Annotated in this window: 17 protein-coding genes; 14 read left to right on the top strand and 3 right to left on the bottom strand. The window is 68.8% G+C overall.

What is annotated here, in order from left to right:
* Window positions 1-7 precede the first annotated feature (7 nt).
* Window positions 8-319 (bottom strand): integration host factor, actinobacterial type, encoded by a 312-nt coding sequence (gene mihF, locus FKO37_RS07940; RefSeq protein ID WP_020664542.1) that lies wholly within the window; start codon window positions 317-319, stop codon window positions 8-10.
* A 461-nt stretch (window positions 320-780) separates the two neighbouring features.
* Between mihF and FKO37_RS07935 the strand changes: the two genes are divergently transcribed.
* From FKO37_RS07935 to FKO37_RS07885, 11 genes are all read left to right on the top strand, one after another.
* Entirely contained in the window at window positions 781-2,409 is a 1,629-nt protein-coding gene (locus FKO37_RS07935) for a long-chain fatty acid--CoA ligase (protein ID WP_238604111.1), read from the top strand.
* Window positions 2,410-2,508: 99 nt separating this feature from the next.
* Window positions 2,509-3,813: an ABC transporter substrate-binding protein gene (locus FKO37_RS07930; protein WP_238604110.1), complete on the top strand. Its 1,305-nt coding sequence runs from the start codon at window positions 2,509-2,511 to the stop codon at window positions 3,811-3,813.
* Window positions 3,810-4,721 carry a carbohydrate ABC transporter permease gene (locus FKO37_RS07925; protein ID WP_037810979.1) on the top strand — a complete coding sequence of 304 codons (912 nt, stop codon included), beginning with the start codon at window positions 3,810-3,812 and terminating at the stop codon, window positions 4,719-4,721. Before FKO37_RS07930 ends, FKO37_RS07925 begins: the two co-directional genes overlap by 4 nt.
* The gene (locus FKO37_RS07920) at window positions 4,718-5,536 is read left to right on the top strand and encodes a carbohydrate ABC transporter permease (RefSeq protein WP_238604109.1); all 819 of its coding nucleotides are present in this window, start codon (window positions 4,718-4,720) and stop codon (window positions 5,534-5,536) included. The genes FKO37_RS07925 and FKO37_RS07920 overlap by 4 nt, the downstream gene beginning before the upstream one ends.
* A gap of 91 nt (window positions 5,537-5,627) precedes the next feature.
* A complete protein-coding gene (locus FKO37_RS07915; RefSeq protein WP_134729392.1) occupies window positions 5,628-6,086 on the top strand; it encodes a DUF4190 domain-containing protein in 459 nt (152 codons plus the stop codon).
* 576 nt (window positions 6,087-6,662) lie between these two features.
* Complete coding sequence (locus FKO37_RS07910) at window positions 6,663-8,378, top strand: TIGR03767 family metallophosphoesterase (protein WP_238604108.1); 1,716 nt, start codon at window positions 6,663-6,665, stop codon at window positions 8,376-8,378.
* A 52-nt stretch (window positions 8,379-8,430) separates the two neighbouring features.
* Window positions 8,431-8,832 (top strand): PaaI family thioesterase, encoded by a 402-nt coding sequence (locus FKO37_RS07905; protein ID WP_037810973.1) that lies wholly within the window; start codon window positions 8,431-8,433, stop codon window positions 8,830-8,832.
* A gap of 74 nt (window positions 8,833-8,906) precedes the next feature.
* Window positions 8,907-10,163, top strand: coding sequence for a peptidase C39 family protein (locus FKO37_RS07900; protein ID WP_199817516.1), 1,257 nt, complete (start codon window positions 8,907-8,909; stop codon window positions 10,161-10,163).
* Window positions 10,164-10,208: 45 nt separating this feature from the next.
* Window positions 10,209-10,715, top strand: coding sequence for a DinB family protein (locus tag FKO37_RS07895; RefSeq protein ID WP_238604107.1), 507 nt, complete (start codon window positions 10,209-10,211; stop codon window positions 10,713-10,715).
* Between the two features lie 127 nt (window positions 10,716-10,842).
* Window positions 10,843-11,940, top strand: a complete 1,098-nt coding sequence (locus FKO37_RS07890) for an S-(hydroxymethyl)mycothiol dehydrogenase (RefSeq protein ID WP_238604106.1) — start codon at window positions 10,843-10,845, stop codon at window positions 11,938-11,940.
* Window positions 11,941-12,005: 65 nt separating this feature from the next.
* A complete protein-coding gene (locus tag FKO37_RS07885; RefSeq protein WP_238604105.1) occupies window positions 12,006-12,563 on the top strand; it encodes a gamma-glutamylcyclotransferase in 558 nt (185 codons plus the stop codon).
* On the opposite strand, the gene FKO37_RS07880 is transcribed toward FKO37_RS07885, so the two are convergent.
* On the bottom strand, window positions 12,556-13,263 hold the full coding sequence (locus FKO37_RS07880; RefSeq protein WP_238604104.1) for a class I SAM-dependent methyltransferase: 708 nt from the start codon (window positions 13,261-13,263) through the stop codon (window positions 12,556-12,558). The two genes, FKO37_RS07885 and FKO37_RS07880, sit on opposite strands and share 8 nt — an antisense overlap.
* Before the next feature lie 28 nt (window positions 13,264-13,291).
* A complete protein-coding gene (locus tag FKO37_RS07875; protein WP_238604103.1) occupies window positions 13,292-14,902 on the bottom strand; it encodes an FAD-binding oxidoreductase in 1,611 nt (536 codons plus the stop codon).
* A 16-nt stretch (window positions 14,903-14,918) separates the two neighbouring features.
* Here FKO37_RS07875 and FKO37_RS07870 point away from each other — a divergent pair, with 16 nt between their 5' ends.
* The 3 genes from FKO37_RS07870 to FKO37_RS07860 all read left to right on the top strand — a co-directional run bounded on the left by FKO37_RS07870 (window position 14,919) and on the right by FKO37_RS07860 (window position 17,403).
* Complete coding sequence (locus FKO37_RS07870; RefSeq protein ID WP_037810967.1) at window positions 14,919-15,563, top strand: TetR/AcrR family transcriptional regulator; 645 nt, start codon at window positions 14,919-14,921, stop codon at window positions 15,561-15,563.
* Window positions 15,560-17,095: a glycerol-3-phosphate dehydrogenase/oxidase gene (locus tag FKO37_RS07865; RefSeq protein ID WP_238604102.1), complete on the top strand. Its 1,536-nt coding sequence runs from the start codon at window positions 15,560-15,562 to the stop codon at window positions 17,093-17,095. The genes FKO37_RS07870 and FKO37_RS07865 overlap by 4 nt, the downstream gene beginning before the upstream one ends.
* A 65-nt stretch (window positions 17,096-17,160) precedes the next feature.
* Entirely contained in the window at window positions 17,161-17,403 is a 243-nt protein-coding gene (locus FKO37_RS07860) for a helix-turn-helix transcriptional regulator (protein ID WP_037819875.1), read from the top strand.

The raw sequence follows: 17,403 nt of genomic DNA, 5'->3' as shown, positions 1-17,403 counted from the left end.
ATCAGCGTTACTTGAGCGCGTCGATCAGCGCTTCGCGCTGCCGTTCGCCCAGGCCAGCGGCCCGGCGGTCGGGGTCGATCCCCGCCTGCTCGAGCAGCGCGGCGACCTTGACCGCGCCCAGGCCGGGCACCGCCTTGAGAAGCTGCGTGACCTTCGTCTTGCCGACGGTCTTGTTCTCCTTGGCCCGCTTGAGCACCGACTCGATGCTCTCCTTGCCGGACTTGATCGAAGCGAGCAGCTCCGAACGCGCCTTACGAGCCTCTGCCGCCTTGGCGAGGGCCTCGGCGCGCTGCTCCGGAGTCAACGTGGGCAGAGCCAACGTAATGTCCTTTCCTCTCAGGTCTCCGCTTTCGCGGCCGACGGTCTCAGCCGATGCTTGCAGCTGCAAGCGCTGGCCAGCCATCACTTACCACGGCCCCAGTAAACGCCACGTGCCCGCAGTACGCGCAACCGACACGCACTTATCACCCGTCGACGGGCGCGGCGGACCTGCGCGAGGGGACCCCTCGCGACCTGTGAAAACGGCCTCGATGGGCTCATTTCCACCCCCATTACCTCACCCGAACGAGAGTGTATTTCACCGCAGTTAACACAACGCATTTTCTTGTCCCGCAACGGGAATCGCGACAGAAGTGGATCATGGAAGCGCGGGGGCGCCACCCGATGGCGGGAGAGGGCCGACAAGCCGTGACCGAACTTGTTCGTGCCCGATCCGGCGGATCCGCATTAGAGTCGGGCGCACCCCAGTTCACCGGCGAACGAGCACCACGGGAGTCACCCATGTTGAGCACGATGCAGGACGGACAGCTGTCGCTCGCGAAGCTGCTGCGCCACGGCACGAAGGTGCACGCGAAGAGCGAAGTCGTCACCTGGACCGGTTCAGAAGCCCGCCGGGAGACCTATGCGGAGCTCGGCAAGCACGCCGCCCGGCTCGCGAACGCGCTGCGCGGTCTCGGCGTCACCGGCGACCAGCGGGTCGGCACGTTCATGTGGAACAACGCCGAGCACCTCGCGGCCTACCTGGCAGTGCCCGCCATGGGCGCGGTGCTGCACACGCTGAACATCCGGCTGTTCCCGGAGCAGCTGGTCTTCGTGGCGAACCACGCGGAAGACCACGCCATCATCGTCGACGGCACGCTCGTGCCGCTGCTGGCGAGCAACCTGCCGGGGATGAAGACGGTCAAGCACGTGATCGTGGCCAACGGCGACGCGTCCGCGCTGACCGCGCCCGAGGGCGTCACCGTGCACTCCTACGACGAGCTGCTGGCCGGGCAGTCCGACGAGTTCGACTGGCCGGAGATCGACGAGCGGGCCGCCGCCGCGATGTGCTACACCTCCGGCACCACGGGCGACCCGAAGGGCGTCGTCTACTCGCACCGGTCGATCTGGCTGCACTCGATGCAGGTCTGCATGACCGACAGCATGCGGCTCGCCCAGGAAGACCTGGCGCTCGCGATCGTGCCGATGTTCCACGCCATGTCGTGGGGCCTGCCGTACGCGGCGATGATGGTCGGCGCCTCGCTGCTGATGCCGGACCGGTTCCTGCAGCCCGCCCCGATCGCCGCGCTGCTGGCCGCGGAGAAGCCGACCTTCGCCGCCGCGGTGCCGACGATCTGGCAGGGCCTGCTCGCGCACCTGGACGCGAACCCGCAGGACATCAGCCACGTGCGCGAGGTGGTCGTCGGCGGGTCGGCCGCGCCGCCGTCGCTGATGCACGCCTTCGAGGAGCGCTACGACGTGCCGATCCTGCACGCGTGGGGCATGACCGAGACGTCGCCGCTCGGCAGCGTCGCGCGTCCGCCGGCCAGCGCCACCGGCGAGGAGCGCTGGGCCTACCGCTACACCCAGGGCCGCTTCCCGGCGTCCGTGGCGGCCCGGCTGATCGGCGACGACGGCGAGGAACTGCCGTGGGACAACGAGGCGGTCGGCGAACTGGAGGTGTCCGGTCCGTGGATCGCCGGCGCCTACCACGGCGGATCCGACATCGACCCGGAGAAGTTCCACGACGGCTGGCTGCGCACCGGTGACGTCGGCAAGATCAGCCCGGACGGCTTCCTCACGCTCACCGACCGCGCCAAGGACGTGATCAAGTCCGGCGGCGAGTGGATCTCGTCGGTCGACCTGGAGAACGCGGTGATGGGCCATCCGGCGGTCGCCGAGGCGGCGGTCGTCGGCATCCCGGACGAGAAGTGGGACGAACGCCCGCTGGTCGCCGTCGTGGTCAAGGAGGGCCAGCAGGCCACCGCCGAGGAACTGCGCGAGTACCTGTCGGACAAGGTCGCGAAGTGGCAGCTGCCGGAGAACTGGACGTTCGTGGAGGAGGTGCCCAAGACGAGCGTCGGCAAGTTCGACAAGAAGCGGCTGCGCGCGTCCTACTCCGAGGGAAAGCTCGACATCTCACACCTCTGAGCGGTAAATCTCCGGCGAGTTGTCGGCCTGGGAAGGGCTTCGTAAGGGAATCTGTTGCAGGCAAGGAGCCCTTCCCAGCACGTCGGAGGAGAACTGGGGATGCAGCAGCGGAGCAGGAGGTCGTTCCTGTCGTTGGCGGGAACGGCGGCGGTGGGCGCGGTCGCGGCCGCGTGCGGGTCGAACACCGGGCGTCCGGGGGATCCGCCGCCGTCCACGGCGATGTCGGCGGGAGCCTCGACCCCGTCGCAGGCCCCGAAGGTCACGCTGCAGCAGTGGTACCACGCCTACGGCGAGGACGGCGTGCAGCAAGCCGTCAAGAACTACGCGGCCAGCTATCCGGGCGCGAAGGTCAACGTGGTGTGGAACCCCGGCGACTACGACTCGAAGATCGTCACCGCGCTGCAGAACAGCCCGGTGCCGGACGTCTTCGAGGCGCAGGTGAAGATCGACTGGGTCCGGCAGAACCAGGTGGTGGCGCTCGACGACATCATCGGACCGGTCAAGAACGACTTCAGCCCCGCCGTGCTCGCCGCGCAGACCGTGGAAGGCAAGGTCTACGGCATTCCGCAGGCCACCGACACGCAGGTCCTCTTCTACCGCAAGAGCATGCTGCAGGCCGCCGGCGTGCAGCCGCCGCAGACCGTGGACGAGCTGATCGACGCCGCGAGCAAGCTGTCGAAGGACGGCGTGAAGGGGTTCTTCGCGGGCAATGACGGCGGGGTCGGCACGCTCACCGGGCCGCTCATGTGGTCGGCTGGGCTGGACTACCTGAAGAACAACAACCGCGAGGTCGGCTTCGACGATCCGCGCGCGGCCGCCGCGTTCAGCAAGCTGCACACGTTGAACGCCAACGGTTCCCTGCTGCTCGGCGCGCCCGCCGACTGGTCGGATCCCGGCGCGTTCATCGACGGGCTCTGCGCGATGCAGTGGACCGGGCTGTGGAACGTCCCGAAGATCCGCGACTCGCTCAACGACGACTTCGGCGTGCTGCCGTTCCCGAAGCTGGACGACAGCGGCAAGCCGTCGGTCCCGGTCGGCGCGTACGGCGCGATGGTCAACGCGAAGAGCGCGCACGTCAACGAGGCCAAGGCGTTCGTGAAGTGGCTGTGGATCGACCAGACCGACAGCCAGCTGGAGTTCGCCACCCGCTACGGCTTCCACGTGCCCGCCCGGCAGAGCCTCATCGACAAAGCGCAGACGCTGCAAAGCGGTCCGGCCGCGGACGTGGTGAAGTTCGTCAAGGAGAACAGCCACCTCATCGGCGGTCCGGTGTGGACGCAGACGTCGAACACCGCGTTGTCGGACGCGGTCGCGAAGATCGCCAAGGAGGGCGCGGACCCGGTGGCGCAGACGAAGGCCGCGGTCACCGTCGCGCAGGCCGAGCTGAAACGCCTGTTCGGATGAAGCTGTCCCGGAAAACCCGGGACACGCTGGCGTTCTGGGGGTTCGTGGGTCCGTTCCTGCTCGGCCTGGCGATCTTCGCCTACGTGCCGATCGGGTGGAGCCTGTACCTGTCGTTCTTCGACGCGCGCAACACGGTCACCCCCAGCGTCTTCGTCGGACTGGACAACTACGCGCACATGCTCTCCGACGGCCCGTTCGTCGCGAGCCTCGGCACGTTCAGCGTGTTCGCCCTGTTCATCGTCCCGCTGACGTTCGTGCTGTCGCTGGCCTTGGCGGTCGGCGTGAACCAGCTGCGGTTCGCGAAGGCGTTCTTCCGTTCGGTGTTCTTCCTGCCGTTCGCGTGTTCGTACGTGGTGGCGTCGCTGATCTGGAAGACGTCGCTGTTCTCCGGCGTCCGCTACGGTCTCGCGAACACCGTGCTCGGCGTCTTCGGCATCGACCCGGTGGCGTGGACCGGCACCGTGCACCCGCCGCTGTACTGGGTGGTGCTGGTGACCGCCCGGCTTTGGCTGCAGCTCGGCTTCTACATGATCCTTTTCCTCGCCGCGCTGCAGCGGATTCCGCAGCATCTGTACGAGGCGGCGTGGCTCGACGGCGCGAAGCCGGGATGGCAGGTTTTCCGGCACATCACGCTGCCGCAGCTGCGCGCGACGTCGGTGGCCGTGCTGCTGCTGAATCTGATCAACGCCTACCAGGCGTTCGACGAGTTCTACAACATCATGGGCGATTCCCGGGGTTATCCGCCGTTCGCGCGGCCGCCGCTGGTGTACCTCTACTACACCTCGCTCGGCTCCGGGGGCCAGGATCTGGGTCGCGGCAGCGCGGGCGCGATCATCCTGGCGCTGCTGATCGCCGTGGTCACCCTCCTCCAGGGCAAGCTCTTCCGGTTCGATCGGAGCGCGACATGATCCGCGCGGTGCTTCGCTGGACAGCACTCACAGTGTCCGCGGTCCTCTTCCTGCTGCCGTTCTACCTGTTGCTGCGCAACGGTCTCGCCTCGCGCGCGGAGCTCACCGCGCCGGGCTGGACGCTGTGGCCGAAGGAGATCCACTGGGAGAACTTCACGAAGCTGTTCGACCAGCAGGACGTGCCGTTCGCGCGCAGCATCGTGAACTCGGTCGTCGTCGCGGTGCTGCAAACCGTGGGCCTGCTGGTGGTGTGCTCGCTCGCCGGCTACGGCCTGGCGCGAGTGCCGTACCGGTACTCGAAGCCGGTTTTCTACGCGGTGCTGGCGACGCTGATGATCCCGACGTCGGTGACGTTCGTGCCGAGTTTCGTGGTGGTGTCGACGCTCGGCTGGCTCTCGGATTTCCGCGGCCTGGTCATCCCTGGCCTGTTCAGCGCGTTCAGCGTTTTCCTGTTCCGGCAGTACTTCCTGGACTTCCCGAAGGAACTGGAAGACGCCGGCCGCGTCGACGGCCTGTCCCGCTGGGGCGTCTTCCGCAAGATCGTGGTGCCGAACTCGCGGGGCTTCTTCGCCGCGATCGCGGTCATCACCGTGATCGGCAGCTGGAACGCGTTCCTGTGGCCGCTGATCATCGCGCAGTCGCCGGACTCGTGGACGGTGCAGGTCGCCCTGTCCGGGCTGCTGACCGCGCAGAACCCGCAGCTGAACCTGCTGTTCCTGGCCGCGGTGCTGTCGATTGTGCCGATTGTCCTGCTCTTCGCGTTCCTCCAGCGATATCTGGTACGCGGGGTCACCGAATCCGGGTTGAAAGGCTGAAAACCGTCACATCGACCCGCGACCGCGCGTAACGTTTCGCCGTTAGCCGCCGACGACTCACCGTCGCGACAGTCGCAGCAGGAGTGCACCCATGACGGACCCGTATCAGCAGCAGCCTTACCCCGGCCAGGACCCGGCGCAGGGGCATCCCTCCGGACCGGTGCCCGCGCCGGGGTATCCGGCCACGCCTGGATACGGTCAGGCGCCGGTGCCCTACGGGGCGCCGATGTACGGGACGCCGTACGCGGCTCCGTATCCCGGGGTCACGCCGTTGAAGACCAGCGGGCTCGCGATCGCCGGGATGGTGGTCGGGATTGTCGCGTTGATCTTCTTCTGGGTTCCGTTCTTCGACGTGGTCGCGGCGATTACGGCGATCGGGTTGTCGTGGGCCGGGATGGTGCAGGGCGGGAAGCCTGGGTGGACCGGACAGGGGATGGGGATCGCCGGGCTGGTGTGCGGGATCTTGGCGGCTATTCCTGCGGTGATCTTTTTGGTTTGGTTCTTTGTGTCGTTGTCTGCGGTGGGGGCTACTTGCGCGTTTTACTGCTGAGGGGGTACTTCGGCTCGTCGCCTGGCGGCGACATCGCTTGTGGTTGCGTGGGGCACCCCGAAGCTTGATTGTGATGACGGTCTGAGGGTGCTTGTCAAGGCGGTAAAGATGCCTTGACAAGCACCCTCAGACCGCATTTTGGCTTCGTATCGGGGTGCGGGGGTGGTGTGGGTGCAACGCTCGTTGGGTGCATCGGTGGCGGTTTCTAGCTGGGGCTAGCGCCCCAATGTGGCATTGGGTGCATCTGACGCACCCAATGTGGCGTTCGGTGCGTGGGACGCACCCAATGCCGCATTGGGGCGCATCCCGGGTGGGCGGCGGGTGCGGGGGCGGGCGAGCGGGTCGTGAGGGGAACCCTCACGGAATCAGATTCCTTCAGGGTGGCCCTCACGTACTGGCGGCAGCCGTCATCTCGCCCTCCGTTCGGCGGTAGTGGCATGCCTCTCGGATGTGACAGAGTCTCCCGCATTGTCACGGCAAATGTGAGAGACCTTCGCGTTCTGCTTCAGCTTAGTTCACCGGCCCGTCATGGGCGTCCGGGAGCGTCGAGGGGCGGCGAGACGGGGAGTGAAAAACATGGCGGAACTGACCAGGCGGGCGTTCACCACCGCGGGGGCGGCTGGGGTGGGGTTGTTGCTGTGCACTCCCACGGCCAACGCGCTGGATCGGGCGTTGAGGCGGACCACGCAGCGGGCCGTGCGGACTGTGGGGACCACGCTTGACCAGGCTGCTTCCGGGGCGTCCACCGGGTACTCGCGGTTGTCTGCCGGGCCTGGGTGGCCGGTTGCGGTCCGGGCGGATCTCGTAGCGGGCAAGGCCGGGCGCGACGATCGGCGGACTGCGCTCGGGGCGTTCGTGCAGTTCACTGACCTGCATATCACCGACACCGAATCGCCTGCTCGGTTCGAGTATCTGCACCCGTTCATCGGGTCCGCGCATCGGCCGCAGGAAACGCTCGGGACCGTGGCGACCAGTGCGCTCGTCAAGCGGGTCAACAGCCTCCGCGCGGGGCCGTTCACCGGGCGGCAGTTCGACTTCGTCATGACTACCGGCGACAACACCGACAACCACGAGCTGCTTGAGCTCGACTGGTTCCTCACCACGCTCAACGGCGGCGCGATCACGCCCAACTCCGGCGATCCGAACCGCTACGAGGGGGTCCAGGCGTCGGGCAATCCGGAGTTCTGGAATCCGGGCACGCGGCTCGCCGACGACTACACCAAGAAGGGCTTTCCGCAGATCCCCGGGCTGCTCGAAGCCGGGATCGCGCCGTTCACCGCGCCTGGGTTGAACCTGCCTTGGTACTGCACATTCGGCAATCACGACGACAGCGTCGTCGGCACGTTGCCGGAGGGCATCCCGGGCATCGAGGGCTGGTACACCGGCAAATACAAGGTCATCGGCAAGGACGAGAGCAGCGCGCGCAAGCTTGGCACCGCCATCCAACAAGGCAAGAGTGTGCCGCTCGGCGAGTTGTTCGGCGGGGGCACCATTCGCGAGGTCACGCCGGATGCGCGGCGGCGTCCGTTCAGCACTTCGGAGTTCGTCAAGGCGCATCTGGCCACGAAGAACACCGGGCCCGGGCCGGTCGGGCACGGCTTTACCGACGCCAACTCCGACGGGCGCAACGTCTACTACACCTTCCGGATCGCGCCCGGCGTCACCGGGATCAGCCTCGACACCACCACGCAGGGCGGGTTCGCCGACGGTTCGATCGGGCTGGCGCAGTTCAACTGGGTCGAGGCGACGCTGAAGCGCAACAGCTCGACGTACTACGACTTCTTCGGCCGCAAGGTCACCCACTCCGTCACCGACGAGCTGTTCGTCCTCTTCAGCCACCACACCAGCGGCACCATGGGCAACCTCCTGCCCGACGCGCGCCACTTGCTCGACCCGCGGCTGGGCGGCGACACGTTCGTCGCGATGTTGCAGCGCTTCCCGAACGTCGTGGCGTGGGTCAACGGGCACACCCACCTCAACAAGATCACCCCGCACGTCGGCAAAACCCCGGCGCAGAGCTTCTGGGAGATCAACACCGCCAGCCACATCGACTTCCCGCAGCACGCGCGGATCATCGAACTGGCCGACAACCACGACGGCACGCTGTCGGTGTTCACCACGCTCATCGAGGCCGACGCCCCGTACGCCGTGGACTACTCCGCCCGCACCCCCGACGCGCTCGCCTCGATGTACCGCGAGTTCTCCTACAACGACATCCACGCGAACCTCAGCCACGTCGGCGAGGCGGGCGACCGCAACACCGAACTGCTGCTGACTAACCCGCTCAGCTGATTACCTTCGAGGTAATCGACGCCACGCGCCCGGCTGCGGTTGACTGCTCGGCATGACCGACGTCGAAGGCACCCAGCTGTTCCACCAAACGATGCCGTTCAGCGAGCGGCTCGGCATCGAGGTGCTGGAGCACGGCCCGGACCTGGTCCGCAGCCGGCTCGCGTGGGACGAATCGCTGTGCACGCTCGGCGGCGTGCTGCACGGCGGGGCGCTGATGGCGCTGGCCGATTCGACCGGCGCGGTCTGCGCGTTCCTCAATCTTCCCGAGGGCGCGCAGGGCACGACGACGCTGGAGTCCAAGACGAACTTCCTGCGCGGCGTCCGTTCGGGGTACGCCACCGCGTCGTCCAGACCACTGCACGCGGGACGCCGCGTCGTGGTCGTCGAGACCGAAATCCGCGACGACGACGGCAAGCTCGCCGCGAAAATCACCCAGACGCAAGCAGTGTTGTAGCGGCGGCTCTTTACTTACCCGCTCCGGAAGGCGAAAATCTTTGGCTACCACTGGGGTCTGGGGACGGAGCCGGAATGCGGGTTCGCGGGTTGGTCACGTTACTGTCCATCGTCATGCTCACGGCTGGTGCGGCTCAGGCCGCCGCGGAACCGCGGCACGCGCGTAACGACGAGGCCATCGACTACCACGAATGGTCGTCCGGCTCGTTCTTCGCGGGCAGGCTCGACGGGCTCGGCTTCGGCTACGGCGGCCTGCGGATCACGCATCCGGCTGGCAGCGTCGCGCACACCGAACCGGGGCTCGGCACCACGCGCACCTACGACTACGGCACCTGGACCTCGCCGAAGTACCGCCAGGGCTTCGACGCGACGCAGCTGATCGCGTCGTGGAACGCGCGCACCCCGGCCAAGACGTGGCTCGAGGTGCAGGCCCGCGGCCGGACTTCCGCCGGGGCCGAGACCACTTGGTACACGATGGGCCGCTGGGCCAGCGGGGACGCGGACATCCACCGCACCAGCGTCGACGGGCAGAGCGACGACAACGCCTCGGTCGACGTCGACACGCTCGCCACGAAGGCAGGCGTCACGCTGCGCTCGTACCAGCTGCGCGTGACGCTCTACCGCGAGCAGGGTTCGCCGACCACGCCGACGCTGTCCTCGCTCGGCGCGATGACCTCGAACGTTCCGGACCGGTTCGACGTACAGACCACCAAGCCCGGCCGGGCGCGCGGGATCGAGCTGAAGGTGCCGCCGTTCGCCCAGAACATCCACAAAGGACAGTTCCCGCAGTACGGCGGCGGCGGGGAAGCCTGGTGCAGCCCGACCTCGACCGAGATGGTCGCCGAGTACTGGGGCCGCAAGCCGACCGAGCAGCAGATGGACTGGATCCCAGCGGACTACCAGGACCGGTCGGTCGTCTACGCCGCGCGCGGCACCTACGACTACGCGTACGACGGCACCGGCAACTGGCCGTTCAACACCGCGTACGCCGCTTCGCTCGGGTTGCGCGGCCACATCACGCGGCTGCACGACCTCAACGAACTCGAGGACTACATCGCGCGCGGCATCCCGGTGATCACCTCGCAGTCGTTCCTGGCCAGCGAACTCGACGGCGCGGGCTACGGCACGGCCGGCCACCTGATGGTCGTCGTCGGCTTCACCCAGGCGGGCGACGTGATCGCGAACGACCCGGCGTCCAGCTCGGACGGACGCGTGCGCACGGTGTACAAGCGGGACCAGTTCGAGAAGATCTGGCAGCGCACGAAGCGGCACACCGAAAGCGGCGCGGTGGCCGGCGGTCCGGGCGGGGTGGTTTACCTCATCACGCCGTGATTATTGGCTGGTTCGCCTAGCCACCGCGGGGTTAGGGTGCCGTCCGTGACCGAGCCTCCGGACAGTCTGTCGGACCCCCGCGAGCTGCTGCTCGCTTACCTCGACTACTACCGCGACACGCTGCTGCGCAAGCTGGACGGCCTGTCCGACGAGGAGTTACGCACCAGCAGGCTGCCGTCGGGCTGGACCCCGCTCGAACTGCTCAAGCACCTCGCGTTCGTGGAGCGCCGGTGGCTGCGCTGGGGATTCCTGGGCGAGCACATCGATCCGGTCTGGGGCGAGAACGATCCCGAGACCGGGAAGTGGTCGGTCGGCGCGCAGGAATCGGCGGACGAAATCCGGGCGCTCTTCCTGGACGCGTGCGCGGATTCCCGGGCGATCGTGTCCGGTGCGCAGCTCGAGGACGTCGCGCGTGGCAGCGGGCGATTCTCGGCTCAGGAGCAGCCCCCGGCGTTGAGCTGGATCCTCTTCCACGTGCTGCAGGAGTACGCGCGGCATGTGGGGCAGCTCGACGTGGTCCGCGAGCTTGCCGACGGCGCGACCGGCGAGTAGGTGGCTCGTGCGCGGCAAAGCCGGTTCTAACCGGCCTAAACACTCACAAGACCGGGCTATGGCCACATGTGCATGATCCGTGATTAGCTGCGCTCGAGAACGCCGTCGCGGGTGAAAGGTTGTGCGCATGCCGTACGAGGTCCAGGGAGTGGTGTCGCGGGCCAAGGGTGAGCCGGTCACGCTCGAGACAGTGGTGGTGCCGGATCCCGGACCGGGCGAGGCGGTCGTCTCGGTGCAGGCGTGCGGGGTGTGCCACACCGACCTGCACTATCGCGAGGGCGGGATCAACGACGAGTTCCCGTTCCTGCTCGGGCACGAGGCCGCGGGGCGGGTCGACAAGGTCGGCGCGGGCGTCACCGATCTCGCGCCCGGCGACTACGTGATCCTCAACTGGCGCGCGGTCTGCGGCACGTGCCGGGCCTGCAAACGCGGCAAGCCCTGGTACTGCTTCTCGACTTTCAACGCCGAGCAGCCGATGACCCTCACCGACGGCACGAAGCTGTCCCCCGCGCTGGGCGTCGGCGCGTTCCTCGGGAAGACGCTCGTCCACAGTGGACAGTGCACCAAGGTCGACGAGCGGGCCGAACCCGCCGTCTCCGGGCTGCTGGGCTGCGGCGTGATGGCCGGACTGGGCGCGGCGATCAACACCGGCTCGGTCGGGCGCGGCGATTCGGTCGCGGTGATCGGCTGCGGCGGCGTCGGCGACGCGGCCATCGCGGGTGCGCAGCTGGCCGGGGCGACCACGATCGTCGCCATCGACACCGACGACCGAAAACTCCAGTGGGCCAAGGACTTCGGGGCCACGCACACGGTCAACAGCCGCGGCCTGAGCGAGGAGGACGTGGTCGCCGCGATGCAGGACGCGACGAACTCGTTCGGCCCGGACGTCGTGATCGACGCGGTCGGCCGCCCGGAGACCTGGCGGCAAGCGTTCTACGGCCGCGACCTCGCCGGCACCGTCGTGCTGGTCGGCGTGCCCACGCCGGACATGAAGCTCAACGACCTGCCGCTGATCGACTTCTTCTCGCGCGGCGGTTCGCTGAAGTCGTCGTGGTACGGCGACTGCCTGCCGTCGCGGGACTTCCCGATGCTGGTCGACCTGTACCTGCAGGGCAGGCTGCCGCTGGACAAGTTCGTCACGGAGCGGATCGGCGTCGACGGCGTGGAACAGGCTTTCGAGCGAATGCACCACGGCGACGTGCTGCGCAGCGTGGTGGAGTTCTGATCCTTTTCGCCGACGCGGACTATCCGGCCGACCCGTACCCGGGAACCCGGCCGGATTGTTCGTTCGTGCACCTCGACGGCGCGGGCCACGCCTTGGACACCGCGCCGCCGGGGTGGCGTTCGCGCACGCCGGTGCTCGCGTACGGGTCGAACGCGTGCCCGTCGAAGATCACCTGGTTGCGCAGCCAGCTCGGCCTGACCGGGCCGGTCGTCGCGGCGCGCGTGCAGTGCACCGGGCTCGCCGCGGTGTGGGCCGACGGGCTGCGGCAACGCGACGGCCAGCGCCCGGCAACGCTCACCGCGCTGCCGGGCGTGACGGAGGACCACTTCGTCTGGTTCGCGACGCCGGAACAGCTGGCGGTGCTGGACGTCTGCGAGGGCCGCGGCAATCGGTACGACCTGGCGATGCTGGACCACGCCGACATCCGGCTGGACGGCGTGCTGCTGTCCGGAGTGCACGCTTACGTCGGTGTCTCGCCGATCCGGTTTCCATTGCTGGTCAACGGATCCCCGGTCCGCGTCGCCGACGTCGCCCAGGCGGACGCGGCCTCGCTCATCGGCGAACCGGCGGCCGGACACGGTCTCGCCTGCACCGTCCTGCCGCCGGAGCGCACCTTCAGCTGACCCGCGGAATCGCGCGCACGGTGAGGAAGCCGAGCGGTTCCCGCGCCAGCCGGGCGTGCCGCTCCGGATCGACCAAGGCAGCCTCGTCGGACGGACACCCCTCGCGCAACTGCTCGATCAGGAACCCGGCCTCGCGCAACTCCTCGCAGGTGCGTTCTAGCGGAGCCAGCCAGTACCGCACCTTCCAGCCGCGGCTCCAGACCTCCTCGATCACCCGGACGTCGAAGTAGTTGCCGCCGTGCCGGAGCCAGTCGCCGGTCGGATGCTGCCTCGACAGCACCAGCGCGCCGCCCGGCCGCAGCACCCGGCGGAACTCGCGCAGGGCACCGACCCGGTCGTCCACATACTCCAGCGCGAGGGCGAAGAGCACCTGGTCGACCGACGCGTCCGGCAGCCAGCTCAGCGGTTCGGCCAGGTCCTGGACGCGGAACTCACCCGCCGGCACCCGCTCGCGGCTCAGCTCGACCATGCGCGGGCTGAGGTCGAAGCCGGTCACTCGCGCGCCGCGGGCGGTCAGTTCTTCGGCGTAGAGGCCGGGACCGCACGCGGCGTCGAGGACGTGCTGCCCGGCGACGTCGCCCAGTAATTCCAGGCAGGCCGGACGGTCGTAGTGCGCGTTGTAGAACCCGTTCTGCGCGTGGTCGAGGAATTCGTCGGCGAACACTTCGTATTGCGGAAAGGAACCCACTGCATCGCTCACCCGCGCCAGTCTGCCCGCGCGGGCGCGTTCAGCCGAGCAGTTTTCCGGGGTTCAGGATCCCGGTCGGGTCCACCGCGGACTTGGCCGCGCGCAGCACGTCCAGCCCGATCCGGCCGATCTCCGCCTCCAGGTACGGCGCGTGGTCGACCCCGACCGCGTGGTGGTGGCTGATCGTCCCGATGCCGGTGATCGCCTCGCACGCCGCTGCTTTCGCGCGCTGCCACTGTCCGACCGGATCGGTGTCGTCGCGCGAGGTCAGCACGGTGAAGTACAGCGAGGCACCGGTTTCGTAAGCGTGCGAAACGTGGCACATCACGATCGCCCGGCCCAGCGAGGCCACCAATGCCGCGCGCACCGCGTCGTGCAGTTCGTCCAAATTGGACCAATACGCCGCGGTCTCGAGGGTTTCCACGCACACGCCCAGATCCAGCAACGCGTCCCGCTGCCGAGGGCCGTTGAACCGGCCGTGCCGCCAGGATTCGCCGAGCACCTTGCCGATCCGCACGGCACCGGAACACTTCAACATCGCTGACGTCCGGCGGCGACGCCGAGCGACGTCGCCTTCCCAGCCGACGATCAGCAGGCACGGGTTCTTGATCCCGCGCGCCGCCAGGTACGTCTTCAGCGCCGTGGTCTTCAGCCCGGCGTTGAGCGAAAACGACACGTTCGTCTCGTCCACATCGGACAGCCGGGTGACGTCCGCCAGCGCGTGGTCCTGCGCGAGCTTTCGGACCGCCGCCGCTCCGGCCTCCCAGCCGTCAACGATCCAGCCCTCGTAATGCCGCTGCTCGGGCAACGGCCGGACCCGCAGCGCGACCTCGGTGATCACGCCGAGTGTGCCCTCGCTGCCGACCGCGAGCTGCCGCAGATCCGGTCCGGCCGCGGACGCCGGCGCGACACCGAGCCGCCACTCGCCCTTCGGCGTGGCCAGCCGAACCCCGGCGACCATGTCCTCGAACCGGCCGTAACCGGACGACGCCTGCCCGGCCGAACGCGTGGCCGCGAAGCCGCCGATGGTCGCGCGCTCGAACGACTGCGGCACGTGGCCGAGCGTGTATCCGTGCGCCGCGAGCAGCCGCTCCGCCTCCGGGCCGCGCACGCCGGCCTGCAGCACCGCGATCCGCGACACCGGGTCCACCGACACCAGCTCGTCGAGCCGCACCAGGTCCAGCACCACCACCGCGGCCTTGTCGCCGCGCAGCGCCGCGACCCCGCCGACCACCGACGTGCCGCCGCCGAACGGGACCACCCCGATGTCGTGCCGCACGCAAACGTCCAGCACGGCCTGCACCTGGTCCGGGTCCGCGGGCAGCAGCACCGCGTCCGGCACCGGCACCTCGTCGCCTGCCCGCGCGTGCAGCAGGTCCAGATAGGACAGACCACCGGTGCGGCCGAGCCGCTCCTGAGGATCGACCAGCACGTGGTCCGCGCCGAGAAGTTCCTCGAACTCGGTACGGACGGGCACAGTCAGCGCGGAGTCCGCGACCGACCTCGGAGCGCCGGTTTTCCCTCCTCGATCCGGGCCGACCTGGCCGATACGCTGGCCAAGCCACCGGACGGCGCGGTCGGGCAGACCGGCCGAGGCCGCGCCTTGTTCGGTCCACGAACGCCGGATGCGGTGGTTGATGAGATCGCTCACGACTACAGTGTGACACATGGACGTCAAACGTCACTCCCGCCCGGGAGCGGCCCCCTCCGCACTCGCGGACGCCCGCAGCCGCCCGACCTCGGCTCGCGTCGCCGACGACGAGCTCCTCGACGCCGCGCGCCAGTGCGTGCTCGCGGTCGGCGTCCGGCGCACCACGCTGGCCGAAATCGCCCGAACCGCGCAGGTCAGCCGCATGACGGTGTACCGGCGGTTCCCCGATGTCCGCAGTGTGCTCGCCGCGCTGATGACGCGCGAGTTCAGCGGCCTGCTGCAACGGGTGACCGAGACCGGCGACCAGACCGCGCACGCGCGCGACCGCATCGTGCACCTGGCTGCGGCCAGCGTCGGGGCGCTCTCCGCCGATCCGCTGTTCCGGACGCTGCTGGACGTCGACGCCGAACTGGTGCTGCCGTACATCGTGGAGCGGCTCGGTGCGACTCAGCACTTCGCCGAGCACGTGCTCCGAAGCCTGCTCGAAGAAGGGCACCGAGACGGCTCGGTGCGCGTCGCCGGGGTCGCCGCGCAGGCGCGATCGGTGCTGCTGGTCGTGCAGTCGTTCGCGTTCTCGCTGCGCCCGGCCACCGCCGACGTCGACGAGGCCGCGCTGCTCGCCGAATTCCGGCACCTGGTCGAATCGGGGTTGAAACCATGAGCACCGGATCCCTCAACGCGCGCCGCCGCGAGCGCGAACTGTCCCGGCTGGTCGACGGCGAACGCGTCGACATCCTGGTGGTCGGCGGCGGGGTCACCGGCGCGGGCATCGCGCTCGACGCGGCCGCGCGGGGGCTCTCCGTCGCGCTGGTGGAAGCGCACGACCTCGCGTTCGGTACGTCACGCTGGTCCAGCAAGCTCGTGCACGGCGGATTGCGGTACCTCGCGAAGGGTGAACTCGGGCTTGCCCACGAGAGCGCCGTGGAGCGCGGGATCCTCATGACGCGCACCGCGCCGCACCTCACGCGCGCGATGCCGCAGCTCTTTCCGCTCTACCCCGGCACTTCCGCTGCGCAGCAGGCATTGATCGCCGCCGGTCTCCGGGCAGGCGACGGGCTGCGGCGGGCCGCGCGTACCCCTTCGTCCGTGCTGCCCGGGCCGCGCCGGATCCCCGCTGCCGAGGCGCTGGCGCTGTCCCCCGGCCTCGCCCCCGGCGGCCTTCGCGGCGCCCTGCTGGCGTACGACGGTGCTTTGGTTGACGACGCGCGCCTCGTGGTCAACATCGCCCGTACCGCAGCGTTGCTCGGCGCTCGGATTCTCCCGCGCTTGTCGGCGGTTTCCTTGTCTGGCAACGAGGCTCAGGTAAGTGACGGCACTTCGTCGTACACGCTGCGCGCGCGGCAGGTCATCAACGCGACCGGCGTCTGGGCAGACACCCTGACTGACTCTGTGCAGCTACGTCCTTCCCGCGGATCGCACCTGGTGCTCGCGCCGGACACCGTCCGGGTCGGAGCGACGTCGGTCAACATCCCGGTTCCCGGCGAGACCAACCGGTTCGTGTTCCTGCTGCCGCAGCTCGACGGACGGGTCTACTTAGGACTCACCGACGAGCCGGTATCCGGCGGAGTCCCGGACGTCCCGACGGTTCCCGAGTCCGATGTGGACTTCCTGCTGTCGACTGCTTCGTCGGTCCTGGACCGCCCGTTGACCGCTTCCGACGTGATCGGTTCCTATGCCGGGCTGCGACCGCTGGTCTCCGGTTCCGCCGGACGCAGCGCGGATCTCTCGCGGAAACACGCGGTAGTCACCGGTTCCGACGGCGTGCTCACGGTGGTCGGCGGGAAGCTGACGACGTACCGACGCATGGCCGAGGACGCCGTCGACGCCGCCTTGACGCACGCCGGATTGCCCGCTGGCCCGTCGCGTACCTCGAAACTGCCGCTGCTCGGTGCCGCACCGCGCTCGCGTCTGTCGCTTGTGGACGCTCCAGCGCGGTTGGTGGCCAAGTACGGCACCGAAGCACCCCGCGTGACAGCGCTCGGCGAACTGGAGCCGGAATTCGCGGCCCCACTGTGCGCGTCGACGGAAATCACTGCGGCCGAGGTGGTGTGGGCCGTCCGCCACGAGGGCGCGGCGACCGTCGAGGATGTCCTCGAACGCCGCACCCGCCTGGCCCTCGTCCCTGCCGACGCTGAAGCCGCGCGCGAGCGGGTGGCGGAACTGGTGGAGAAAACGCTGGCCGGACTGTCCTGAAAACCCCGGACAACTACCGGCAAGGCAGCTTGACGGGTCGTTGGGTTTTTGCAACAGTGCGGTCCATGAGCCCGGTGCGGCGTGGCAAGGTGCTGCCGATCCACAACCGGCTGGCGGGGTTGCGTGCGGAGCGCGGGATGAGCCGGGCGGAGCTCGCCGGGGCGGTCGAGGTCAATCCGCAGACGATCGGGGCGCTGGAGCGCGGGGACCATTACCCCAGTCTCGACCTGGCGTTGCGCATCTGCGCGGTGTTCGACCTGCCGGTGGAGGCCGTGTTCAGCCGTGCGCCGCTGGAGGGGGACGCGTGA

It is taken from the genome of Amycolatopsis sp. Poz14, assembly GCF_006704225.1.
GTDB lineage: Bacteria > Actinomycetota > Actinomycetes > Mycobacteriales > Pseudonocardiaceae > Amycolatopsis > Amycolatopsis nivea.
The sequence above is the reverse complement of the archived record's forward strand: the minus strand, read 5'-3'. Positions and strand labels throughout refer to the sequence as shown.